This window comes from Microcoleus sp. Pol12B3 (assembly GCF_036701355.1).
In the GTDB taxonomy this organism is placed as follows: Bacteria; Cyanobacteriota; Cyanobacteriia; order Cyanobacteriales; family Microcoleaceae; genus Microcoleus.
This window is the reverse complement of the sequence record NZ_JAUBQS010000060.1, coordinates 14,505-38,843: the sequence shown is the minus strand read 5'-3', so window position 1 is coordinate 38,843 and position 24,339 is coordinate 14,505. Positions and strand designations below refer to the sequence as shown.

Annotated in this window: 15 protein-coding genes and 1 pseudogene; 9 read left to right on the top strand and 7 right to left on the bottom strand. The window is 46.1% G+C overall.

Going from position 1 to position 24,339, the window contains the following annotated elements; all coding sequences use genetic code 11:
• Positions 1-353: 353 nt before the first annotated feature.
• Together QUA53_RS23470 and QUA53_RS23465 are read right to left on the bottom strand one after the other, a co-directional pair.
• Positions 354-1,031 carry an N-acetylmannosamine-6-phosphate 2-epimerase gene (locus QUA53_RS23470; RefSeq protein ID WP_333100088.1) on the bottom strand — a complete coding sequence of 226 codons (678 nt, stop codon included), beginning with the start codon at positions 1,029-1,031 and terminating at the stop codon, positions 354-356.
• Between the two features lie 138 nt (positions 1,032-1,169).
• Positions 1,170-3,716: an ATP-binding protein gene (locus QUA53_RS23465; RefSeq protein ID WP_333100087.1), complete on the bottom strand. Its 2,547-nt coding sequence runs from the start codon at positions 3,714-3,716 to the stop codon at positions 1,170-1,172.
• 631 nt (positions 3,717-4,347) lie between these two features.
• Here QUA53_RS23465 and QUA53_RS23460 point away from each other — a divergent pair.
• The 5 genes from QUA53_RS23460 to QUA53_RS23440 all read left to right on the top strand — a co-directional run bounded on the left by QUA53_RS23460 (position 4,348) and on the right by QUA53_RS23440 (position 12,800).
• On the top strand, positions 4,348-5,634 hold the full coding sequence (locus QUA53_RS23460) for a chemotaxis protein (protein WP_333100086.1): 1,287 nt from the start codon (positions 4,348-4,350) through the stop codon (positions 5,632-5,634).
• A gap of 202 nt (positions 5,635-5,836) precedes the next feature.
• Positions 5,837-7,759, top strand: coding sequence for a response regulator (locus QUA53_RS23455; RefSeq protein ID WP_333100085.1), 1,923 nt, complete (start codon positions 5,837-5,839; stop codon positions 7,757-7,759).
• Positions 7,760-8,029: 270 nt separating this feature from the next.
• Positions 8,030-11,500: a PAS domain S-box protein gene (locus QUA53_RS23450; protein WP_333249120.1), complete on the top strand. Its 3,471-nt coding sequence runs from the start codon at positions 8,030-8,032 to the stop codon at positions 11,498-11,500.
• Positions 11,501-11,903: 403 nt separating this feature from the next.
• A complete protein-coding gene (locus QUA53_RS23445) occupies positions 11,904-12,290 on the top strand; it encodes a response regulator (RefSeq protein ID WP_333078038.1) in 387 nt (128 codons plus the stop codon).
• A 267-nt stretch (positions 12,291-12,557) separates the two neighbouring features.
• The gene (locus QUA53_RS23440) at positions 12,558-12,800 is read left to right on the top strand and encodes a hypothetical protein (protein ID WP_333100083.1); all 243 of its coding nucleotides are present in this window, start codon (positions 12,558-12,560) and stop codon (positions 12,798-12,800) included.
• Positions 12,801-12,957: 157 nt separating this feature from the next.
• Here QUA53_RS23440 and QUA53_RS23435 read toward each other — a convergent pair whose 3' ends face one another.
• Positions 12,958-13,119 carry a hypothetical protein gene (locus QUA53_RS23435; RefSeq protein ID WP_333100082.1) on the bottom strand — a complete coding sequence of 54 codons (162 nt, stop codon included), beginning with the start codon at positions 13,117-13,119 and terminating at the stop codon, positions 12,958-12,960.
• 232 nt (positions 13,120-13,351) lie between these two features.
• Between QUA53_RS23435 and QUA53_RS23430 the strand changes: the two genes are divergently transcribed.
• Positions 13,352-13,660 carry a DUF1830 domain-containing protein gene (locus QUA53_RS23430; protein ID WP_333100081.1) on the top strand — a complete coding sequence of 103 codons (309 nt, stop codon included), beginning with the start codon at positions 13,352-13,354 and terminating at the stop codon, positions 13,658-13,660.
• A gap of 74 nt (positions 13,661-13,734) precedes the next feature.
• The gene (locus QUA53_RS23425) at positions 13,735-14,085 is read left to right on the top strand and encodes a late competence development ComFB family protein (protein ID WP_333100080.1); all 351 of its coding nucleotides are present in this window, start codon (positions 13,735-13,737) and stop codon (positions 14,083-14,085) included.
• A 239-nt stretch (positions 14,086-14,324) separates the two neighbouring features.
• Here QUA53_RS23425 and QUA53_RS23420 read toward each other — a convergent pair whose 3' ends face one another.
• On the bottom strand, positions 14,325-14,678 hold the full coding sequence (locus QUA53_RS23420; protein WP_333066483.1) for a DUF6464 family protein: 354 nt from the start codon (positions 14,676-14,678) through the stop codon (positions 14,325-14,327).
• Positions 14,679-15,108: 430 nt separating this feature from the next.
• Positions 15,109-15,840, bottom strand: coding sequence for a sucrose-phosphate phosphatase (locus QUA53_RS23415; protein ID WP_333100079.1), 732 nt, complete (start codon positions 15,838-15,840; stop codon positions 15,109-15,111).
• A 171-nt stretch (positions 15,841-16,011) separates the two neighbouring features.
• Here QUA53_RS23415 and QUA53_RS23410 point away from each other — a divergent pair, with 171 nt between their 5' ends.
• The gene (locus QUA53_RS23410; protein WP_333100078.1) at positions 16,012-18,225 is read left to right on the top strand and encodes an iron uptake porin; all 2,214 of its coding nucleotides are present in this window, start codon (positions 16,012-16,014) and stop codon (positions 18,223-18,225) included.
• A 581-nt stretch (positions 18,226-18,806) separates the two neighbouring features.
• Here the strand turns inward: QUA53_RS23410 and QUA53_RS23405 are convergent.
• Together QUA53_RS23405 and QUA53_RS23400 are read right to left on the bottom strand one after the other, a co-directional pair.
• Positions 18,807-22,148, bottom strand: a complete 3,342-nt coding sequence (locus tag QUA53_RS23405) for a PAS domain S-box protein (protein WP_333100077.1) — start codon at positions 22,146-22,148, stop codon at positions 18,807-18,809.
• Between the two features lie 404 nt (positions 22,149-22,552).
• Positions 22,553-23,212: an HAD family hydrolase gene (locus QUA53_RS23400; RefSeq protein WP_333100076.1), complete on the bottom strand. Its 660-nt coding sequence runs from the start codon at positions 23,210-23,212 to the stop codon at positions 22,553-22,555.
• 111 nt (positions 23,213-23,323) lie between these two features.
• On the opposite strand from QUA53_RS23400, the pseudogene QUA53_RS29350 reads away from it, so the two are divergent.
• A pseudogene (locus tag QUA53_RS29350) lies at positions 23,324-24,083 on the top strand (Uma2 family endonuclease).
• Positions 24,084-24,339: the final 256 nt, after the last annotated feature.

Genomic DNA, 24,339 nt, shown 5'->3' with positions numbered 1-24,339 from the left:
CAGCAATCGTTTGGGGGTTTTGTGTTGCCGAATCTATCTTCCTTTCTCTCTGCTTAAATATCTGCGGAATGTGGGCTTCAATCCGTTACATCCGTTAAACAATCCGTTGCCGAACATCCGTTACATCCGTTACATCCGTTACATCCGTTAAACAATCCGTTAAACAATCCATTGCCGAACATCCGTTAAACAATCCGTTGCCGAACTTCCTTCAATCCATTACATCCGTTATATCCGTTAAACAATCCGTTGCCGAACTTCCTTCAATCCGTTACATCCGTTAAACAATCCGTTGCCGAACTTCCTTCAATCCGTTACATCCGTTACATCCGTTAAACAATCCGTTGCCGAACTTACTTCCCCATCAGCGACTTATAGGCGGTCACCTTAAGATCAATCCCAGTAATATCTGTCCCCACAACAACAGCCACCGCTCCTAAATCCAAGGCTTTTTTAGCCATTTCCGGCCCCGATATCCCGCCTTCGCAGATAACGGGAACCTTAAGCTTTTCTACCATTTCCGCAAGCAAATCAAATCCCGGCGGCGAAAAATTTTCCGTCTGGGCAGTATAACCAAAAAGAGTAGTTGCTACAGTATCTGCACCAACTTCGGCTGCCGCGATCGCAGCTTCTATTGTATCTACATCCGCCATCACTAATTTGCCCAATTCACTGTGAATTCGCCCGATTAATGTCTTTAAGTCTTCGCCGCCAGCAGGACGGTTTCTCAGAGTAGCATCAACGGCGATAATATCGGCTCCAGAAGTGGCGATCGCCCGCGCGTCTTCAAACCGAGGAGTAATGTAAATCTCGCATCCCGGCAATTGCTGCTTCCAAATCCCAATTATGGGGGCGGATATCTGTTTTCGCACCGCCGCAATGTGAACCGGAGTGTCAATCCGCACGCCCGATGCACCTCGATTGATGGCGGTTCGAGCCATTGCCGCAATTACGATCGGATCGTGCAGCGGCGAATCAGCAGGTGCTTGACAAGAAACAATTAATCCTGTAGGAATTTGACAATTAATCATGACAATTGGGGATGGGGAATTGGTAATTGGGAATTACAAATTATACCAGTTCAAAAAAAAGAATGTAACTGTAGACCATATCCCAACCCAGATCCAATAAGTCATTCCAAAATCTAAAATCTAAAATCTAAAATTGTATTACCCATTACCAATCCCAGCCATTAAAGAAATAATTTTGTCCAGCAATTGCTCGGGGTGAATCGGTTTAGCTAAACAATCGTTAGCTCCCGCCGTCACGAAAGATATCTGATCTGGCGGAATTTCATTAGTGCTTAAAGCTAGAATCTTGATATTTTCAGTAGCGGGTTTTTGGCGCAGTTGGTGAATTATTTCGCAGCCATTCATACCGGGCAAACGCATATCGACAATCACAGCATTCGGTTGCAAAAGTTCAATTTGTTCCACCGCCGCCGAACCTTCAATCATCCACACCACTTGCAGTCCTGCTGCTGTCAGGATATCGCAAATGAGCATAGCAGTTTCTTCATCTTCTTCCACGAGTACGAGGCTGCCCCGCGAGGAATAATGCAGCGGTAAAGATGAATTAGATTTTTCATAGGTGAATTTTGTCGATTCATCTTTGGTTATAGTTTGGAGGGGTATAAAAACGGTAAAAGTAGAGCCGACATCAACTTTAGAGTTGACTTCGATCGCGCCGCCGTGAAGCTCTACTAACTGTTTAGTTAAAGCCAATCCCAGACCTGTGCCGCCGTATTCCCGGCGGTAGGGGGAATCCAACTGCTGGAATTTTTGAAACAAAAGCGATCGCTGATTTTCTGGAATTCCAATGCCAGTATCTTTGATTTGAAAAACAGCGGTACTGCCAGCAGGTGCAGTACCGGGCGGCCGCAATGCCGGCGTTCGATTTTTATCTTCTGTCACCCAAACTCGCAGGATGACTCGCCCGCCTTTGGGAGTAAACTTAATCGCATTTCCTAAAAGATTGAAGAGAATTTGTCTTAAGCGGCGCGGGTCAGCAATGAAGCGATCGCACTCTTGTTTTATCCGCTGTTCTTGCAGCAGTTCCACGCCTTTAGCGGCAGCTTTTTCTTTGAGGGCGTGCAGGCTCTGAGAAGCTAATTTAGAAAGTGAAAATTCACTAATTTTTAATATTGCTTTTCCCGCTTCTACTTGTGATAAATCTAAAATATCGTTAATTAATTCTAATAAGTGGTCGCCGCTGTCTCGGATAGTTTGCAGGTACTGTCGCTGCTTTTGCACCGGCACTTCTTTACTTCCAACTTTGCCGTAAGACCACCGCAGCAGCGTGTCGGAAATGCCGATGACGCAGGTGAGAGGAGTCCGCAATTCGTGGCTCATAGCTGCTAAAAATTCGCTCTTGGCGAGGCTGGCAGACTGGGCGGCGACCAGTGCATCGTGCAGTTCTTGCGTTCGCTCTATTACGCGCTGTTCTGAGGTGCGCTTTTGCTGCTGGACTTCTGCATAAAGTTCGGCTTGGTAAATGGCGATCGCCAAATGTTCTGCTATTTGTCGCAAAAATGTTTTTTTGCTTTCTTCCCACTCCCGAAAAGTACACTGGTGGGCAATTAGCAGTCCCCACAACTCGTCTTGAACGACGATCGGCACTAGCAACTTCGCCCGCACCTTCGCCCGCCGCATCAACTCTAAAAAACAAGGCTGCGAAGAGTAAGTTGTTTCCACATCCGCAACGCACAAAGCCAAACCTTTGCGATATTTCTCTCGGTCAATGACTCCATTGGTAAAACACTGCGCGTCTTCACTAAAATTCAATACAGACGAGATAGCATCGTTGGCTAAGGCTTCGTAGGTAACGCGACCTACATACAAGTAAGACCGGAAATTTTCTTGGATTTCGCCAGACCCAGAAACCGCCGCAGGTATTTCTTTAGCTAACTCGCCGTTGTGCGGCCCTGGTACTTTTTCAAATTGATAAATTAACAGGCGATCGACCTCCAAAAACTCTCGCACTCGCTCGACTGCTTTTGACAAAATTACAGGCAATTCCAAACTCTGGCGGATTTGAGTTGTCACCTGATTCAAAAGTCGCTCTTGTTCTAGCTGCTGCTGCAAAGCATCTTCTACAGGCTGACAAAATGAAATGCAAGGGCTGGCAATTTGTAATTGATTGACGGCTTCAGCAATTTGGCTTTGTAGCGTTTCTGGATCTATAACTTTGGGGGCGGATTTTCCCTCTATTTCTGTTTGGCTGTGTAGGGGCAGGTGATTATTTTGGCTGGCATTGGCAGCGAGAATATCCAGCAAATTTAGGGTGAATTCGCTTTGCAGAACGGCCGAATTGGTCTGTATATTTTTAATGGCTTGTTTGAGGGCACGAATGTCAATTTTCCACGAGGATGCGCCCGTTATTTCTGCGAGTTTGTCTGCGAGGGGAGAGAGGAAATTGGCGATCGCCCTAGGCTCGAAAGTCAACTGCACATTCAATTGCGAATGGAGATTTTTTTCGCTGTGCTTGTGTCCGTTTGTTGCGAACTCATCTAATAGATTACCCCGCAGCAGCGCGCTAAAATGCTCTGATACCAATGCTGCAAACCTTTCAGACGAATTTTCCCGATTTTGAAAATCAGCGATCGCATCGTCGGTGAGCCAAATCGCCCCTGGGATTTCAGCCATTTGCTGTAACAACTGGTAAGCAGCCTCAAAGGTTGCTAGCGGCAAAGTCCGATTTAAGGTTTTTGGTTTCAATCTAGATATTTTCCCGGTTTTTTTAAAGAACAAAATATGAATGCCCCTGTTGTGAGGACAGAACCTGGGACACAGCAGGCGCGGCCGATCCCAGAGACTTGAGATGAAGGTAGTCAGAAAGTAGTTAATAGAAGGCCTCGGAGGCAGAGAGCTAATTTCTCCCTATAGTTCTCATCTTTCTTCTGGGCGAGTGACCCGCGCTCCAGCGCTTTACGAGCGCGAAAGCGGTAGGAGGAAACGGGGGGAAGGGATACGGCTGTATAATCGATCGCTTCTGGTTGTGTTTGTGAACCGGGTTGTTGATGGAAACTAAGCAATTCCACTCCGATTGCTGGGGTGAAGTTAGCACGCGGCTTTGTTTTCTGAGCTGATTCGCCTAATGGCACGTCCTTAACCCAAATAAAAATGTTTAACCCTTAACGACAGAACAGGGAACTAGCTACGCATCCGCTTGGTGTCATTACTCAAAAAACCTAGACATCAAAGGTCTCAGGCTGGTCAACTGAAAATGAAGTTTTAGGCCCCAAGCCCAGTCACTTCCGTGCTGGGTCGTTGACTACTTTCAACAATCTTATTCCAGTATAATATTAATATATAATTTGTTAACTTGTACTTAACACTATCCGGGTAAATGAGCAATCCAACTCAACTCACCCCCGATTTCACGATCGGACATCTGCCGTGTCACGACTTCCAAGTGAGCGCTGCAACTCTAGGACAGGTAGTGGCTGAAAGATTTGAGCAAGAACCCGACCTGCCGGGAGTCATTATTACTCATGAATCACAGGTATTGGGCATGATTTCTCGCGTCAAATTTCGAGAGCAAATGAGTTTTCCCGATCGCGTAGAACTTTACGGGTCACACCCGATTCGAGCCTTGTTAGATTTTATTAGAATTCCGCCTTTACTGCTTTCGGAAAACTGGAAAGTTGATGATGCCGTCCAAGCGTCTTTCAACAGGCACAAAGACTTGATTTATGAACCGATTATTGTGGTAATGGAAGACCAAACCCACCGCCTTTTGGACGTTCATACTCTGGTGATAGCCCAGTCTCAACTGTTAGCGCAAGCTAACAAACTTATTCAAAAATACCGAGTAGAAAGACACAAGTATTTGGCGCTACTTCAACAAGAGCAGGCTAAGTTTCACGAATGTAACGAGCTTTTGAAAATCCACCAACGTCAAGCAGAAAAGTTTCATACCCATCCCACTTCCCAGCAAGTAGCACTGGTCAAACAAGCTGAAGAGATTGCTCAAATGAATCAGCGATTTGTGAGGATTGCGAAACTGATTTCTTCGGAAGGTCGCCAAGCGTTTCAAGCTACTTTTCAAGGTGCTAATTCTATTTGCAACAATACAGATAAAATTTTAGGCGTCGGCAAAGCAATAGCTAATGATTTAGAAACGGTTAACCGCACTTCTCGAACCATCCGGGAGGCGATCGAACAAGTCAGGTATTTAGCAGTACAGGTGGCTGTAGTTACCAATCAAATGGGAAGTCAGCCCAGCGGTCTGAGCAAAGTGAGTCTAGAAATTGGCAGACTGGCAAGTAAAACTTTTGAATTGGGGACTCAAATGGAGCAAATTGCCAGCCGGTTTAAACTTCGAGTTCACGAACTCACGGAGGCAGCAAGAGCGGGTGCTAATGTGGCTAAATCCGTGACGATCAAGATCGATCGCGCAGAAATGGCTCTGCTAGAGTTGGAAGAATTAATAGCGGAAAAAAATTTCAATTCATTGACCGCTATCCAAGAACCTTTGGGAGTGATAAAAAGTGTTACCCCTGATTCTTTAGTTCAAGAGATAGAACACGCCGAAGTAGCAGTTTCCGAGTTGGAAGACGTAGTTAAACATCAAGATTCCTCGCAATATCTGATTCAAAAAATTCAGCAGGCGCTGAAGTCCAAAAAGCCATAAAATCCCAGCCCGAATCTAATGAAATATTACCAGAGGAAAATAAGTAAAATCATAATAATAATTTACAATTATTCTATTTCAAGAATACTATTTGTTATACTGAAGGTGGGGAATTGTTAAATTCATTTGTAGGAAGGCTATTTAATTAGCCCCAAAAACCGATAAAAAGTTCCAAGAATAGTTGGAAGGACAGGTGATATTTATGAAAATCCTGCTGGTAGAAGATGACACAGTTACAGTCAGTTTGCTAACTCAAGCGCTGAACTCTCACAATTACAATGTGAATGCGGCAGCAGACGGTGAAACAGCGTTGCATTTGGTGCAGGCATACGATTACGACCTGATTGTTTTGGATGTGCTGATTCCTAAACTCGACGGCATTAGTTTGTGTCGAAAATTGCGATCGTCCGGCTGCCAAATGCCGATTTTACTGCTGACAGCGCTAGATAGCAGCAACGATCGAGTCCAAGGTTTAGAGGCGGGTGCAGACGATTATGTGGTCAAACCCTTTAATCTTGAAGAATTAATCGCTCGAATTAGGGCTTTGCTGCGCCGGGGTAAGGCAACTTTGTCGAGTACAAATTTAAGATGGGAAAAACTGCAAGTCAACCCGGACACTACGGAAGTAACTTATGCCGAAAAAGTGCTGCACTTGACTCCCAAAGAGTACAATTTGTTAGAACTTTTCCTGAGAAATCCTCGGCGCATTTTCAGTCGCAGCGCCATCCTCGATCGCATTTGGTCGGCCGGCGAATTTCCTCAAGAAGAAGCCGTTACCGCTCACATCAAGGGGCTGCGGCAGAAGCTGAAAGCAGCCGGGATGACAGTAGATTTAGTGGAAACCGTATACGGATTGGGCTATCGGCTCAAAAGTCTGCCGGAGGAGATTGAGAGCCAACAAGTTGGGCAGGAAACGGCAGAAACTGCTAAAACTCAAGAGACTTTATCTACTGAATCCAGCGGGTCGAGCCAGGAATTAAACAAAGACGAGCGCCGTCTCAAAGTCTTGAATGCGATTGCCCAAATGCGGGGAAATTTAAAAGCTAATTTTATCGAAAAGGTGGCGATATTCGATCGCGCGATCGCTCAACTGAACAACGGAAGCTTGGAAGGCGAAGTGCGGGAGGCAGCCCAGACCCAAGCTCACAAATTAGTCGGTTCTTTGGGAACGTTAGGCCTGCCAAAAGGTTCGGAAGTTGCGCGCCAGATAGAACATTTGTTCAAGGCTGAAAACATCTTGAAACCGGGGACGGCTCAGCAGATTGAGGGATTTCTGCATCAGCTCAAACAGATATTCGATCACCCGTCGCTCGAACCAGAAGGCGATTTGGTTCCTGCAGTTTCCCAAACGCGCCGAATGCTGATTGTTGATGATGATACTTTTGGGAGCGATCGACTCAAAACAGTAGCATCAGGTTCCGGCTTCCAGATAGAAGTTGCCAACTCTCCTCAAGCGGCAAGAAATGCGATTTCTCAACAGCCTCCCGACGCGATTTTGCTGGATTTGACATTTTCCCGATCTCAGGAAAACGGACTTTCTCTCTTAGCCGAACTCCGCAGTGAAAAGCCCGAAATTCCGGTGATGATTTTTAGCGGACACAATCAATTGAGCGATCGAATAGAAGTTGCTCGTTTGGGAGCTTCCGGCTTTTTGCACAAATCTATCCCCCCAGCAGATATACTCAAAGCAGTCGCCCAACTGCTCGACCAGACTGGCCCTGCTGAAGCTAAAGTTATGGTGGTAGACGATGACGTGCATCTATTAGCTGGACTGCAAGTGATTCTACAACCTTGGGGATTTCAAGTAACAACATTGGACGATCCCGAAAAGTTCTGGGAGGTACTCGAAACAACTTGTCCGGATTTGCTAATTTTAGATGTGGAGATGCCCGGTTACAGCGGTATCGAGCTGTGTTTGGCAGTTCGCAACGATTTGCGCTGGAGCAAGCTCCCCGTGCTATTTTTGACAGCTCATTCCGAGTCGGAAATCGTGCGCCAAATGTTTGTCGCAGGTGCTGACGACTACGTGAACAAGCCGATCGTCAAACCGGAATTAATTGCTCGCCTCCTGAATCGTTTGGAGCGGACTCAACTTAGAAACAGACTGGCTCAGGCAAAGCGCTAATCCCATTTTAGATTTAAACATTTAAAGAATTAAAGAATTGAAGAACTGGGAATGACTGATGAGATATGGGTTTCGAGCACGTACCTACAGTTGTATTCTTTTTTTTAAATGGGATAACTAAGAGCAAATAGGCAGTGCGTGTCCGAAACAAATCAGGAAGCCTTAGCCAAGACTTGGGGTTGTTAGATTCTGTGATTCTGACGCGGTGCTATTGATTGATGCTGGGCCGCCGATCGAGAACACAGGCTAATTTAGAGAAGTATTAATCAGATGAAAGCAATGGTATTGCCCTCAGACACAGGCACTTTCAATAACAGCGACTGCGAACTAATGTACGCCCCGGGTTCGATTCAACCTCACGGTATGCTTTTGGTTCTGGAATCTCCTGTGTGGAAAATTTTGCAAGTTAGCAACAATACTTTTGAGGAACTCGGCATTTACCCCGAAGAACTTTTGGGCAAATTTTTACATGAATTTGTCGAGGCTGAGGAAATAGAGGCTATAGAAAAAGCTTTATTTGAACACAGTCATCACTCTAACGGTATCAAATTATCCTTCAAAAGCCAAAACCGCCAGTCTTTTTTTCATGGAACGCTGCATCAATCTAGTTCAGCATTAATTCTTGAATTAGAGTCGGTTGTTTCCCCAAAAGCTAGCGATAGTTTTAATTGCTATCATTTAGTCCAAGAGCCGATCGACAAAATCCACAAAACACCCAACCTGCAAGTGCTGTGTCAGACAGCAGTGGAAGAAGTACGGAGGATGATCGGCTTCGATCGAGCGATCGTCTATCAATTTGATACCACCGGTGCGGGGGAAGTTGTCGCCGAAGACAAAGTAGAAAGTTTGGCTCCTTTATTGGGACTGCACTATCCGGCTACCGATATTCCTCCCCAGGCAAGAAAGCTGTTCAACATGAATTTAATTCGGTTTATTCCCGATATTAACTGTCAGCCGATAGAATTAATTCCTCACTGCAATCCGCTGACCGGTCTCCCCCTCAATCTGGGCTTCTCTTTGTTGAGAGCAGTTTCCCCTTGCCATGTTCAATATCTCAAAAATATGAACGTTGGCGCTAGCATGACCTTGACATTAATCAAAGATCGAAAACTCTGGGGATTGATCGCCTGTCACCACCCAACACGAAAGTATGTCAACTACGAAACAAGAAAGGCTTGCGAACTGCTAGCAAAGTTTGTGAATCTAGAACTTAGCTACAAACAAGATAGCGAAAATTGGGAATATGCAATTTATTTAAAAGAAAATTGCCATAAGTTTATTACCAAAATTTCTCAATCACACTGGTTTGTAGAAGGTTTACTTAAATCCGGAGATGAATTGCTGACCTTAGTGGGCGCTACTGGTGGAGTTGTGTGTGCAAATGAAAATTTAACAACCATCGGCCAAACCCCGGAAGTGCTAGAAATCGAAAACTTAATTGCTTGGATAAAAACTCAAATAAATAATGATATTTTTTATACAGATTCTCTCTCAAAACTGTATCCGCCCTCCCAGAAGTTTAAAGAAGTTGCTAGCGGTTTGCTGGTACTTGCCATGTCCGAGATGCAAAATTATTACATTTTGTGGTTCCGTCCAGAAACAATTCAAACTGTCAACTGGGCCGGCAAACCAGACGGGGAAATCGAAGTTAAACCGGATGGCAGCCGGCCGCTGTCTCCTCGCAATTCCTTTGACTTGTGGCAAGAAACTGTGAGGTTAAAATCTTTACCTTGGCAGCGGTGCGAAATCGAAATAGCCCGAGAACTACGGGTTGCTATTACTAGCATGGAGTTGCGGAAAACGAATCAGCAGCTTAACTTAGCTTTGTCGGCTACCAAAATCGGATTTTGGGACTGGGACTTGCAGAAAAATCGCATTGTTTGGTCGAGGGAACACGAAGAGTTGTTTGGGTTGGCCCCGGGAACTTTTGCGGGAACTTATCAAAGTTTTGCAGCTTGCATTCACCCAGAAGATTTAAAAAATACGGATAATACTATAAATCAGACCCTGGCCCAGCGAACAGATTACTTTCTGGAATACCGCGTGGTTTGGCCCGACGGCAGCATTCACTGGATCGAGGGAAAAGGTAAGTTTTTTTACAACGAAGCCGGCGATGCAGTGCGGATGGTGGGGACAGTTACAGAAATTACCGATCGCAAAGCTAGAGAATTGCAGTTGCGCCTGTTGGAATCAGCAGTCACCAATACTAACGACGCCGTGTTAATTACCGAAGCTGAACCGATTGAGGAACCGGGTCCGCGAATTATTTATGTCAACCCAGCTTTTACGCGGATGACCGGCTATACGCTAGAAGAAGTTGTGGGCAAAACGCCGCGCATCTTGCAAGGAGAAAAAACAGACCGCGCCAGTCTCCATCGAGTTCGGACAGCTTTGAAAACCTGGCAGCCTGTGCGGGTTGACTCGATCAATTACCGCAAAGACGGGACAGAATTTTGGGTAGAAATGAGCATTGTACCCATAGCGGACGAAAATGGTGAGTTTACTCACTGGGTCTCAGTGCACCGGGATATTAGCGATCGCAAACTTGCTGAAGCCGCCCTCCAACAGCTCAACGAACGGTTAGAAATGCGAGTTTTGCAGCGAACCAGAGAACTAGAAAGCTCTCAAGCAGAACTCCGGGAAAGCGAAGCTTTATTTCGCTCTCTGAGCGAGAGTTCCCCCGTGGGCATTTTCAAAATCGATACTGAGGGGAAATGTACTTATACAAATCCTCGCTGTCAAGCAATTGGTGGCTTCACACCAGCAGCAGCTTTAGGAAACGGCTGGATGCGGTTTGTTCACCGCAAAGACCTCAAACTAATTCTGTCTAAGTGGTCCCAATCGCAATCGCTAGATGGGGAATTTTCCTGCGAATTCCGCCACATCCAGCGAGACGGAACCATCCGGTTTTGTCGCCTGAAAACAGCTCCGATTTTTTCCGACAGATCTCAACTAATTGGTCACGTCGGCACAGTCACAGATGTCACAGAAAGTCGGGCAATTGAAAAAATGAAAAATGAGTTTATTTCGATTGTCAGCCACGAACTGCGAACGCCGCTTGCCTCCATTCGCGGTTCTTTAGGTTTGCTGGCGGCTGGGGTACTGAAAAATCGACCGGAAACTGCCAAACAGATGTTAGAAATCGCTTCGAGCGATACCGAACGGTTAGTGCGTTTGGTAAACGATATTCTCGACTTAGAGCGGCTCGATTCGAGCCAAGTTATCCTCGTCAAGCAGTGGTGCGATGCCCAGGTTTTGATGCGGAAGTCTGCAGAAGCTGTACTTTCTTTGGCTGCGGAAAATAATATTGATTTGTCGATTTTGCCCGAAACAGCCAAAATTTGGGCTGACCCTGACAGAATCGTTCAACTGCTGGTAAATTTGTTGAGCAATGCGATTAAATTCTCCGCTCCAGGGAGTACAGTCACTGTCAGGGTTGAAGATTTGGGCGATTCCCTACGGGATGGCTACGCTTCACGGGTTTTATTTGAAGTCAAAGATCGAGGGCGGGGGATTCCTGCAGATAAACTAGAAACTATCTTTGGACGGTTTCAACAAGTTGATGCTTCTGACTCCCGCCAAAAAGGAGGTACGGGTTTGGGTTTGGCTATCTGTCGCAGCATAGTACAGCAGCACGGCGGCAGAATTTGGGTCGAAAGTGTTGTCTCACAAGGCTGCAGTTTCTATTTCACAGTGCCTGCACCGTTGGAAGGCGAAGGGGGACAAAGTTTGGAGGTTTGAGATTGGTTCTACCGGAGTTCGCGAAACCTCAAGTTCCTGGCAACGCACGCGGGTAGGATGATTTTGGGAGGCTGATAGGGAGCATCTCAATGAAAGCAGCCAAGCCCAAAATTGGAGTTAGGAGCCAGGCGCCAGGAGGAAAGAGTCAGAAGGAAAGAGTCAGAAGTGTTTTTACAAATATGAGATGCTCCCGGCTGATAGGCCGATTTTTCTGTTCAGGGTTTCAGTAGGTGAGTGACAAAATATAGCAACCTCGCTCGATTAGGACGTTCTTAAGTGCTGAAACTCTTAATTTTATTGCTTCTTCCTTCTGCTATATCGGTCAAGAAACCCGGTTGATGAGCCAGGTTGCGAAAGTCCTTGTTCGGTTTACCATAATTCATTTAAAATTTGAGTTTTAATTATGTCACCAAAGCGCATTTTGGTCATCGATGATGAAAAAAACCTCTGCAGCGTGATTCAGGCCTGTCTGGAACATTTAGGCGGCTGGACGGTACTAAGCGCCCCCGACGGCAGCCAAGGATTGCTTTTAGCTGAAACTCACCTCCCTGACGCTATTCTGTTAGATGTGATGATGCCGGATATGGACGGACTTACTCTGTTTGGTTTGCTGCAAAACAATACTGCTACTCGGGGGATTCCGGTGATTTTCCTGACTGCTAAGGTGCAGGCGATGGATTTGAGCGAATTTGCTGATTTGGGGGTAGGGGGGGTGATTGCCAAACCTTTCGATCCTTTGAGTTTGGCACAGCAAGTGGCGGAAATTCTGGGTTGGGAACCGTTGTTTTAAAGTGGGGTAAAATACATCGCAGATAGCATATCAAACTCGGCATTTGAAACCCCTACTAGACAAACAAAGTCGGCCTTCTCCGACGGAAGAATCAAGGGCATTCAAGCTGAATGACCATCGAAAATCCGCTATCTCGTTCTCTTGATTCTTGCGAACATCACGAAATTGTTAGGAAACCGGGTTTCTGCATCCAGGAAAGTCCTAGTTTTTCCGGCTATGTTCATAATTTCCTCATTTTTTTGATTTAGCTTTGAGATGGATCGGTGATTGGTTAATTTAAACTCTGATTCCCTAGAAGTTCTAGAGATGATCTCAGGGAGTCGGGGTTTTTTGTTACCTGCAATGCCGATCGGCTATCACCGTATTTACAGCCAGAATAACTCCTCCAGAAGTTACACGCACTTGCCTCAAGAACGATTTTTTAAACCAGGAATCACAGATGCAGCCAAGTTTTTGGGTAAAAAACCAGGCTTCAGCCTGCTAATCCAAGATTTACGCAGATTTCCCTGAGAAAGCGGGTTTTTTAACCCAGGGTCACAGATGGAATCAAGTTTTTGGTTAAAAAACTAGGTTTTTGCCTAACTATTGTAATCTCTGCTTCGGCCAAAGTATATTTATCAAAAAAAATGATGGTCTTCATAATTTCCTCATATTTTTTAGATAAAGTTTACCCCAAGCTCTGGATCACAAGGTCGATCGCACTCTCAGCACCATTCCGCTGCCAAAGAGCGAACCTGTTGTCAGGAGAGTTGGGGAAAGTGACGGTACTTTCGATTAACTGGTGCCACAGCACCACCAACCTAAATAAGTCAGGATATAAGCCCTGCATACCAAACAAACCGGGTTTTTTAACCGGGAAAAACAGAGTTTCTGCGCCAGACCTCTAAGTGTTGGCAGGATAACTCAATGCTACAAAAATTAATAACTGAAGATGTGATTGGCGCTCTCGAATAATACCCCAAAAATAAGTCGGTCGTTTGCTCGAGAGCCAAACTCGCAATTGCCACTAATAGGCAAAGCCAAGTCTCAGTTAGTTTTTGAAAGAGTGTGGAGATTTTTAAATGTCTGATCGGCTATCTTATAAAGGTAACAACCAGATTCTGTGCTATTACGCAAATGTTACCAACCTAGTTCAGGTGGTTCGGATTGGGAACATTCCTAATTGGTACTTTGAAAGAGTGATGTTTCCGGGACAGCGACTGATGTTTGAAGCTGCTGCAGAAGCAGTCTTAGAAATTCACACTGGTAGGGTGCCATGTGCTATTTTATCCGACAAGATTCCCTGCTACGTGCTGCGGGTTATAGAAGAGGTAAGTTCCGAGTTTGAGCTGGCGATTACCGAAGAACAATTGGCGGTATTAGCCGGTTAAAATTCATGAGAAATCAGAGCAGATCGAGAACGACCGCAAAAATATTAGTTAACGAGTGTTTGGGGACAGGGAAAATGCAGAAAAATCTTGTCAATATTACCTTAGCTGTAGTCACAGAGGAAGTAGAAATTATCTTGGAGTCTTATCCGAAGCACCCCTACCAACAAGCTTTTTCGCCTTCGGGATTGCGACAAGATTTAATTGCTTATGTGCTCAGCCGAGTTCCTAATAGATATACTGCGCTCGACTCCAGCGAGTCTGTGTCAAACCAAACAGTTCAGGTTCGCTGTTCTTCAGAGCAGTTGCTGCACATAGAAAATTTGATTCATACTGGAATTCGCGAGGTGCTGCACAGCTATCAGAAGATAGATTACTGCCTGCCTGAAGAAGTTAAATTTGATTCGAGAGTTGCTAGTTGGTTTTGATAGTTTCTGGTAAATGAGGGAGACGCCGAGATTCTCGGCTCTCTCGGTTGGGCGAGGTGGAATTGTGTACTGACCGAAAGCATCCAGGATACAAGCCCCCGGATTCATTCCGAAAGCAGACTCAGGACCCAGAAATAAAAAACCTGTATCCGATAAAGGCGCCCCCGAATTTATCCGTGGGGTCAATGCTTAAATCTAAAATCTAAAATCTAAAATCTAAAATCGATTGACTTGATGCTTCAAGACTTTTGGTAATCGCAACAGCAGTTGCACGGGCCATTGGGATTGACAGCACAGCGCAGAATTTCCGATCGAGCATTAAAACGGCAGCTAGCATCTCCGATAACCCAGATGCCGCTTACAAAAGTTCTTTCCGTCGGCGGTGTGGCCGACTGCACGTACAGGGCAATTTTTTGCAGTCGGTAGCGGCCGGATTTGAGTTGATAGCGGTGGTGGCGTTCCAAAACAGCGTAGGTTTGTCCCTCTAAATCTAGATAGTTCCCCGGTTGTGGCGTCCAATCCAGCCGAATGCTACCTAAATATTGGCGGGGGTGAGAGAGAATCACCTCTACGGGTAAAGTATTTTGTTCCATGTGGCGGTGCGTTCGCGAACTGAACTAAAGGGGCAAATAGTGGGCTCAACCTACATCTTCTCGATCTAGAAAGATCAGTTTTTCTAGAGAGATTAATTTAGGTTGAGGCGCTAAACTTAACTATAGAACCTTTGGCGATCGGCTGATAGCCGACTTATCCTGGGATAGCCTAGTATCCAACACGGCTGGGAAATAAACTTCAACTCGCTTGAGCTAACTAAAGTTAAGTTCGATTAGGTTTTATAAAGCAGTACCCGCTGATGGTATCGCAACTCGCAGGTTTGATCGATACGCGGTTGAGATTCCTGAACTGATTTTAACGGTTTGCATGACTTGGGGTGCTTCGGGTGCGTTTGTACTGAGGACTTCAGTCCTGTGATTTGTATGAGGACTGAAGTCTTCAGTACAAACCAAACCGAATTTTTGGCAATCAAAATTCCCAAAAATATGCCATTCCTTCCATGATTCCCCAAGCGCAGGCAGAACCAGCTAAATAATGATTTGTAGTGCCAAATTCGCGATGCCATTCTAAGAGTTCTGACAGAGCATTAGCGACGATTACTCCCCGGACATCCTGTTCAAACATATTGATATCATTGCCAGAATCACCGCAAACTAATGTTGACTCAGATGGAATTTGTAGGCGCTTTTGTAAATAAGTAAGGGCATTACCTTTATTGCTAGTTTGCGGTAAAATATCCACATCACGATTGCTGCTAAAAATGATTTGAGCTGGCAGTCCCGATTCAGTTAACTTTTGCTGCAAAGTCTGGACAATCGAACTATTTTCTGCTGCTGGTTCCAAACAATAACTGATTTTCCAAGGATTTTGTTCTTTTAGGGATTGGGGTTTAAGCTGGGAAAACTGCTGAGCTAAAGAGGCGATCGCCATTTTATCCCAGTCTTGAGAAAGATATTCCGCCCAATCTAAGTCGAGGGTTCCGTCTTGGTAAATTTCGCTGCCTACACCTGCGATCAAATAGTCTGGTTCTAGCAGTTGCTTTTGGGCAATTAATTCGCAAGTTGAAGCATAAGAACGCCCGGTAGCGTAAACCAAACAAATTTGCGATCGCTGTGATTGCAAGCGCTGGTTGAAAACTTGAGTTGCTGCGTCATCTCCGACTAGCGTGTTGTCTAAATCTGTAACTAATAAAAACTTCATTTGGGGAATTAGTCAGGAGTCAGTAGTCTTCAGTCATTAGTGATTGGGAATTGCTCGCTTCCTAAAATAATTTTAACTATTTATAAGAATTTGTTAAACCAACTACATTTATAAGCAAGCTTATCGGTTAACATTGGCCAGATTTAATTTTCAATAAGTGGTGTGAGTTTTATGGTGAATAATGCAACCTCCGTTAAAGCTTTTTGGCTGTCTTTCTTGATTTCTGGTGCGGCAGTGCCTTTGGGGCCGATCTCCGCAACAGCTCAAATTCAGGATACCTCAACTCCAGAAGTTGCGCTAGAAGCGAGTGCCGTCCCGGAGGCTAACCCAGACGCAGCGCTGGCAGCAGGTAAGATTGAGATACCGCCGTTAGCGGCGATCGCCGCAGCAGAGACTAACTCAGCAGTCGATCCGGCTTTACCCGATACAGATGCAGCATGGGTGAATCGTGCTTTACCCGAAACAAATATAGCAACAGTCGATCCGGCTTTACCTCAAACAGGTGCAGCAGTCGATCCGGCTTTACCCGAAACAGGTGCAGCAGTCGATCCGGCTTTACCTGACACAGATGCAGAATGGGTTCATCCCGCTTTACCCCAAACAGATATAGCAACAGTCGACCGTACAACAACAGCCCCAGAAATAACAGAGGCAATTCGCGAATTGCCCCCAAAGAAGTTAGAAATTGCAAACTCTCCTCAGTCTCAACAAGTTGCTGAAGCCAGCAAAGTTGCCGACATCAGCAGCGAGACGGGCAGTGCTGATGACCTCAGCATACAAGAAGACGCAGCACAAGTCACCTCTGTTTCCCAACTGTCCGACGTGCGGCCGACAGATTGGGCTTTTCAAGCCTTGCAATCCTTAGTAGAAAGATACGGCTGCATTGCGGGATATCCAGACGGCACATTCCGAGGCAATCGAGCAATGACTCGGTATGAATTCGCCGCGGGATTAAACGCTTGCTTAGACCAAATTACCAAACAACTTGGCGGTTCTACTGGTAATTTAGTCAAGCGAGAAGATTTACTTGCTTTGCAAAGATTGCAAGAAGAATTTGCAGCAGAATTAGCTACATTGCGCGGTCGGGTAGATGCTTTAGAAGCCCGCACTGCCGAATTGGAAGCCAATCAATTTTCAACTACCACTAAATTAAACGCATTTGCTTGGTTTAACCTGACTGGAGCTTTTGCGAGCAAGCGAGTCCGAGTTGAAGCAACAAATGGAAATGCTGCTCCGCTCGATCGAGTAGCCGGACGCGATCCAGTCACCAACAGACCAATTGTGCAGAGAGTGGACGATGATCCAGAAATCACTTTCAGCCAATTAGTTTGGTTGACCCTCACTACTTCCTTTACAGGGAAAGACGAATTGATTACACAGCTAGCTGTAGGTAACGGCAATTCCCCAGCCAATCAATATACTTCTACGGGCCTGTTCAATACCTTTGGCACTCCTTTTCTCGACCAGACTGCTGGGGTGAATCCCAATGAAGTTACCCTGCGAGAACTTTCCTACCGGTTCCCGCTTAGCAACCGCTTCCAAGTAGTAGTCGGGCCGAGGATTAATTTCTACCGCTACTTTGACAACAATAAGTTTAACTTTTTCGTAGACGGTGCGAGCAGCTTTAATTCTAACAACAGCCCTTTGTTAAGCGCTACCAGACGGGGTGCCGGTGCTTTGGTTTTGTGGGATATCGGCCGCGCATTGAAACTGCGTTTTGGCTATTTGGGCGAGAGTACGGAATTTTTGCCCACTTCCGTGTTTAATTCCGCTTCCAATCCGTCTCAAGGCTTGTTTGGTGGGACAAATACGACTACAGCAGAATTAACATTCAGTCCGAGCGATCGGACTAATTTGCGTTTTCTGTACAGCCGTTCCAACATCCAGCAAATCGGTGGCTTAATTGGATCTCCTAACAGCAAGCCGTTAAACGGTGTGGCAGATGACGGTTTCGGCGGCCGCCTGGGCAATTCGACAGCAAATACTTATAGTTTCAATTTCGATTGGTTAGTCGCTCGCCGCTTTGGTCTTTTCGGCCGCTACGGTTACGCCGAAACTAATATATTTCCCAAGACTGACCGACCCGACGGCACGATCAAAAATCAATCTTATCAGTTAGGAGTTGCATTTCCCGATTTGTTCAAAGAAGGAGCTTTGCTTACGGTGTCATATTTAGTACCTTTTGACTTTACTGGCGGTCGGAGGTTTCTAGTTTCTGGCGGAGGAAATGGCGGTACGCAGTACGAAATTGAGGCAACTTATTATTTGCCTCTCACCGACCATATTTCGATCGTGCCAGCATTTTATGCGATCGGCAATGCCAATAATTTCGATAACAACCCGACAATTTTTGTGGGAAATTTGCGGACGCAGTTTAGTTTTTAAGTAAATTAGGGCTGCCTTGAACCTAATTATAGTATTTTTCAGTTGAGTCAGGTAAACATTAATAATGGGTAATGGGGTGCTGACTGAAGATTACTTGACTCAGTTGAAAACTGCTATATGTAAGGTATGCCTGAACCGCCTTACCGCGTTATATCAAATCTGTTAGCATCGGAATTATTCCTATCTCTCTTCTCGACCTCTGCGTGAATCAGCGTCAATCCCTTGTCATCTGCGGTTAATACATTCTCTTTTTTTAACCGCAGATACAGGCAGATAAACACAGATTAACGCAGATAAATTAGATCGATTCCGGTGACACCATCCATCCGTGATTGTTGACTGTTGACTGGATTTGACTATTGCGATGCAACCATAATTGATATTAGACTAGGGTGTCAAACCACTGATAGCAAATCCGCGCTTCCGGAGTCGGGCGTAAAATCGAGTCAACAGTCAACACTCAACCATCATTCAGTTTTTCGACCCCTCCTTCAACGGCCAATAGTCAACAGTCAACAGTCAACTATCATGAGGAGTGCAACCGGAATTGATATGATATCCTGATTAGCGTCGTCCTGATGTCAACGAATTGGAATTTCGATGATAAATTCAGTACCTTTACCGGGTTCCGAGAAGCACTGCAATTTGCCATTGTGTTTTTCAACGACAATTTGGTGCGAAATTGATAAGCCCAAACCAGTGCCTTTACCTACGGGTTTTGTGGTAAAAAACGGGTCAAACAAACGCACGATCTGATCTTCTGGAATGCCCAGACCGTTGTCTTTGATACGAATTAAAATGCTTTTGTCATCAATCGTTTCAGTTTGAATGGTAATAGTAGGAAAGATAGAAGTTCCGGTGTCTTTGGCTTGGCTGCTGCTTTCTTCCAAGGCGTCGATCGCATTTGCCAATACATTCATAAATACCTGATTTAACTGTCCGGGATGACAGTTTATTTGCGGCAGTTCTCCGTATTCTTTAATCACTTTAATGCCCTGCCAATTGGGTTTGGCTTTCAGTCTGCTGTTTAACATTAACAAGGTACTTTCTAAACCTTCGTGAATGTCGGCAGTCTTGATTTTAGCTTCGTCCGCCCGCGAAAAATTTCGGAGAGTTTGAATGATTTCTACAATTCGTTCGCATCCGGTCTGCATTGAATTGAGCAACTTGGGCAGATCTTCTGCTAGAAATTCTAAGTCTATATCATCGGCTTGTTGCTGAAGTTTTGCTGGGGGATTTGGGTACTCTTCTCGATACACCTGTACGATTTCTAATAAGTCTAGAACGTAGCCTCGGACGTGGCAGAGGTTGCCGGCGACAAAGCCAACTGGGTTGTTAATTTCGTGGGCAATTCCTGCTAGCACCTGTCCGAGGGAAGACATTTTTTCGGTTTGTACTAACTGCATTTGAGTTTGCTGCAACTCGCTCAAAGCTGTTTGCAGTTCTTGGGATTTTTGTCGATCGCGATCGGCGGCGGCGGCCCGTTCTTCCTCGACTCCGATCGCCCCGGCAATAATTCCGATCAGCTTGCAGTCGGCTTCTGTGGGCGCGATCGACTCAGTGTAGAGAAGGCACAGCGCACCCACGTAATTGCCGCCCAGCCGCACTGCTTGTCCCAGATAGCTTCGCAGTTGGTAGCGGATGACAGCAGGATCGGTTTGGGCGTAGATCGTGCTCTGCAAGTCAGGAATCGCAACAGCCCGATCGCTTCCTTTGCTGCATACGTCGGTGCAGATGTGGCCCTCGGCGCGATCGACCAGCGGGTAGTCAGGGGGCGCTTGCCAAGTCGCGATCGCCCGCAGGAGTTCGCCACCGACGTGGCTGTAGATGGCGCAGTTTCCGCCCAAAAGCTCACCGGCTAAGGATGTCAGCCGCTGGATGTTGTCAGCGGCGTCGGTGGTGAATCCCAAAAAGCACTCGTTGATTTTGCTGAGGCGGTACTCTGCTTGCCTGCGCGCCGTCATGTCGCGGGAGTTGATCACAATTCCTTTCACAGCGGGGTCTGCTAGCAAGTTGATGCCGACACCTTCAAGAAAACACCAAGAACCGTCAGCGCGACGGAATCGACCTTCTACGGCGATCGGATCGCCTGGATTTGCCATCAGTTTTTCGCCGTCGGAAATCACCGAGGGCAGGTCGTCAGGGTGGATCAAATCGAGAGCAATTCGATCGGCGAGTTCATCTGGTTCGTAGCCTAAAACTCTTTCTACAGAAGGGCTTTCGTAAACAATGCGACCGCTGGCGTCGAGAATAGTAATGATGTCGGAACTGTTGAGAATTAGCGATCGCCACTTAGCCTCATTTTGAAACAAAGCTGACTCGGCTTGTTTGCGATCGGTAATATCCTCTACCATTTGCAAAATAAACTGTGGCGTTCCCTGACTGCTGTCGATGACAGAGGCGCTGAGGCGTCCCCACCTGATGCTGCCGTCTTGGCGGAGGTAGCGCTTCTCGATTTGATAAGCTTCGCGGGAGCCCGCTGCCAACTCTTGGCGCAACTGGCGCGAAACTTGTGCGTCTTCCGGGTGCGTGCAGTCGTCGAGGCCGACACCGCGCAGTTGAGCTTCCGACCTCCCCAGCATAGCTTGAAATGCCGGATTAGTGGCGATCGCAACACCTTCGAGGGTAGCGACTACCATGCCGATCGCAGCGCGTTCAAAAATTGCCCGAAACCGCTGTTCGCTGTCTCGCAAAGCTGCATCCGCTGCCACTTCCTGGGTGATGTCCCGCCCCGCGACTGCCAAACCTTTGCGCGAACCGTCGGGGTTGAACAGCGGCACTTTCCGCACTTCAAACAAATTGCTGCCGCCTGTGGGCAAGGAGACAATTTGGCGGCTGGAGGTAAGAGTGCCTGCTTGCCAGGTGGTTTCGTCGGTTTCCTGCCAAGTTAGCAGGATTTCTCTGACTCTGGGATCGGCGGCGGCAGCGAGTTCGGCAGTAGTTTTCCCCTGGTAGTCTGCGGTTTCCCAGCCCAAAAGTTGGAGGGCGCAGTCGTTGGCAATCAGCCAGCGCCCCTCGCTGTCTGTAAGGTTGATCGCGTCGGGCACGGCATTAATCGCGGTTTTCAGCCAGTATTCTTGATTTCGCAGGGCTGCTTCGGCTTGTTTGCGATCGGCGATTTCGGCGACGGTTCCTTCGTAGTAAAGGAGTTCGCCATCTTCGTCGCGGACTTCGCGCACGTTTTCCGAGATCCAGGTAGTGCTGCCGTCTTGGCGGCGGACGCAGGACTCAAACTCTTTCAGGGAGCCATTTTTGCTGATTTCTGCCATGAAGGAAGCGCGGCGGGTGCGATCGGCGTAAAGGTTTTTTGCCGAACATTTTGCGATCAGTTCTGAGGGGGAATCATAGCCGTACATTCGGGCGAGTGCCTGGTTGGCACTGAGGTAGCGCCCGTCTGGGGCGGTTTGAAATATGCCTTCGGTGGCGTTTTCAAAGATGCTGCGGTATTTTGCCTCGGCTTGTTTGAGGGCTTCTTCTGCTTGGAAGCGATCGGTGATATCAGATTGGACGCCGATGAAGTGGGTAACGATCCCGCTGCTGTCGCGCACCGGCGAGATGGTGAGTTCGTTCCAGAAGGCGGTGCCGTCTTTGCGGTAGTTTTTGAGAACTACTTTGCAGTCATGCTGTTCTTTCAGGGCCACGCGGATTTGATCGACTGCAGCGCCATCGGTATCCGGGCCTTGCAGGAAGCGGCAGTTCTTCCCGATTATTTCGGTGCGATCGTAGCCTGTAATCCGCTCGAAAGCCGCGTTGCAGTAAACTATAGGCTTGTCCGGCCGGGTAGCGTCCGCGATCGCGATGCCGTTGCTGGTAGCTGCCAAGGCGCGATCGTACAGCCGAAATACTTCTTCTATTAAATTCGGTGTGCCGCCAGTACGAGTCGGCGATAGCGTTTCAGAAGGAATGCTTATATCTATCTGCATGAGTTTCTATAAATTGAGTTTATTGTAGATACCGACTGGCAGCACATTCTATAGTTTAACAGAATTGCCTGTTTTCCACAGGCAGAAGTTAGAAGGCTATTATGCAGAATTGGGGCGTTAAATTCTACCTCAAAAAATCTGGCTTCCCTCGTTTTTTTCCTCTTTGCTTCTGCCTTGTGCCTTCTACCTTCAAAGGAATCCTACTTGTTAATTTATAATAGCTCTCCCAGGGATCACTCTATCTTTGGTATGGTTTGCTTGGCAGGGTTTGGGCGGATTACAAGTTCGGGTATTTATTTTTTTAATTAAATAAAAATTACATCATCCGGCTCTCGTAAAAAAATTAATTAAATACTTTTTAGTTAAATGATTCAAACTCTTCTCTCAAACAAACCGAGGAAAAATTAATTTTGAACGAACACAGCAAGTTCTGAAATATCGTCGATCGCAAAAGTTGGTTCTAGGGCGAGACACTGAGGGCGATTGCCATATCCGTAAGCCGCCCAACAAACATCTATCCCAGCATTTTTAGCAAACAGCAAATCAATCGCTGTATCGCCAACCATTAAAATTTGACTGTTATCCAATTCCGGGAACAGTGGTTTAATAATTGAGTGAAAAACCGCCGGATTCGGTTTGATAATTCTTTCTCCATTATCACCTAAAATTAAATCAAAAAAACTGTGAATTTTCATTTTTTGCAGTAACAAATTCACAAAACTAATGTGTTTGTTGCTGAAAACTCCCAGGCTCAATCCCGACTGACGCGCCAACTGCAAAACTTGATTTGTCCCGGTAAATAACTCTACCTGCTTTTCCCCTTCCGTCCGATAATAAGAGCGGTAAGTTTCAACCCATTCAGGAATTGCGCTTTCCTCGATCGCCGGATGGAGGATTTTAAAAGTATTTGGTAAATTGATGCCGATCGTACCTATAATAGTATCAGCAGCCGGCGGGCTAATATTGTAATTTTCAAAAGTTTTGGTAAAGCAAAAGACAATAGCTTTGTGAGTGATTGCCAAAGTGCCGTCGAAGTCAAAAATAATTAACTTGTACTGACTCATATTCCTTGAAAATTTTTATATAGCAACCGGAGGTTTTCCCTGAAATCATAGCATTATTAATCTCTAAGCTACCAATTATAAGTATAAATTTTAAAACTTCAAGAGGTCAACATGAGTGTAACCGAAAAATCAGAAATTCTAGCAACAGATTTCCCAGACCACACTCAATCACCAGACTCCGACGGTACTTTTGTAAAAAAATATTATAACACCCTCACAACATCCTGTTAACAACATCAATTCGACCCATTTTAGACCAAGTTCATCCCGACGGGCAATACTGCATCGGTAAAGATTCCGGTATTTATTGGCGAGTTGCCGAACTCCCGGAACCGCGCGAAAGAGCAGCCCAAGCACCTGATTAATTTTACGTGTCCGAAATGCCGCCAACTCTTGACGAAAATCTGCGCCGTTCCTATGTAATGTGGCGGGAATTAATGCCGCCTCTGATTGTACTTGAATTTGTTTATAGCCATAGCTGTCAAGAAAAAAATAGGACTCCTCGCCAAGGCCAAATCTGGATTTACGAGCGGATAATTCGACCTGCATTTACGGAATTTATGAAGTCAAAAAGGCACAAGTTGAAGGGTATCATTCGGTAGAGGAGTGGTTCGAGTTAGTCCCACAAAATCAGCGCGGACATTACCCTATCGCACAAATACGAGTGGAATTAGGCATTTGGCAAGGGGTTGATCGGGGCGTAGAGTTGCCTTGGCTGCGATGGTGGGATGCTTCGGGGAATTTGCTGGCGGCCGAGGAACGGGCAGAACAAGCCGAATTGGCGACACAACGAGAACGACAAAGGCGCATAGAAGCTGAGCTGCGAATTCAAGCTTTAGAAGCGCGTTTGCCAGAGTTAGAATGTGGGTAATACAATTTTAGATTTTAGATTTTAGATTGGCGATGACTGAGGACTATCGGGGTTGAGATCTTCATAAGTCATTCGCAATTCTTCAATCAAAAATCTAAATTCGCATAAGTCGCGGATGCCGGTAGAGACACGGCAATTCAGTCTCCCTAGGAATATCATGTGCTGTAAAAACCCGATCGCCTAGCAGCCTCCTCAGAAACGATATAAACATTCATCGGTTATTATCAAAAATTTGCGTATATTAACTTAAGTATTG

Excerpts from the sequence above, each read along its gene's own strand:
- QUA53_RS23470 (WP_333100088.1), bottom strand. The coding sequence starts at position 1,031 with ATGATTAATTGTCAAATTCCTACAGGATTAATTGTTTCTTGTCAAGCA.
- QUA53_RS23460 (WP_333100086.1), top strand. The coding sequence starts at position 4,348 with ATGAGCAATCCAACTCAACTCACCCCCGATTTCACGATCGGACATCTG.
- QUA53_RS23455 (WP_333100085.1), top strand. The coding sequence starts at position 5,837 with ATGAAAATCCTGCTGGTAGAAGATGACACAGTTACAGTCAGTTTGCTA.
- QUA53_RS23450 (WP_333249120.1), top strand. The coding sequence starts at position 8,030 with ATGAAAGCAATGGTATTGCCCTCAGACACAGGCACTTTCAATAACAGC.
- QUA53_RS23445 (WP_333078038.1), top strand. The coding sequence starts at position 11,904 with ATGTCACCAAAGCGCATTTTGGTCATCGATGATGAAAAAAACCTCTGC.
- QUA53_RS23435 (WP_333100082.1), bottom strand. The coding sequence starts at position 13,119 with ATGCAGGGCTTATATCCTGACTTATTTAGGTTGGTGGTGCTGTGGCAC.
- QUA53_RS23430 (WP_333100081.1), top strand. The coding sequence starts at position 13,352 with ATGTCTGATCGGCTATCTTATAAAGGTAACAACCAGATTCTGTGCTAT.
- QUA53_RS23425 (WP_333100080.1), top strand. The coding sequence starts at position 13,735 with ATGCAGAAAAATCTTGTCAATATTACCTTAGCTGTAGTCACAGAGGAA.
- QUA53_RS23420 (WP_333066483.1), bottom strand. The coding sequence starts at position 14,678 with ATGGAACAAAATACTTTACCCGTAGAGGTGATTCTCTCTCACCCCCGC.
- QUA53_RS23415 (WP_333100079.1), bottom strand. The coding sequence starts at position 15,840 with ATGAAGTTTTTATTAGTTACAGATTTAGACAACACGCTAGTCGGAGAT.
- QUA53_RS23410 (WP_333100078.1), top strand. The coding sequence starts at position 16,012 with ATGGTGAATAATGCAACCTCCGTTAAAGCTTTTTGGCTGTCTTTCTTG.
- QUA53_RS23405 (WP_333100077.1), bottom strand. The coding sequence starts at position 22,148 with ATGCAGATAGATATAAGCATTCCTTCTGAAACGCTATCGCCGACTCGT.
- QUA53_RS23400 (WP_333100076.1), bottom strand. The coding sequence starts at position 23,212 with ATGAGTCAGTACAAGTTAATTATTTTTGACTTCGACGGCACTTTGGCA.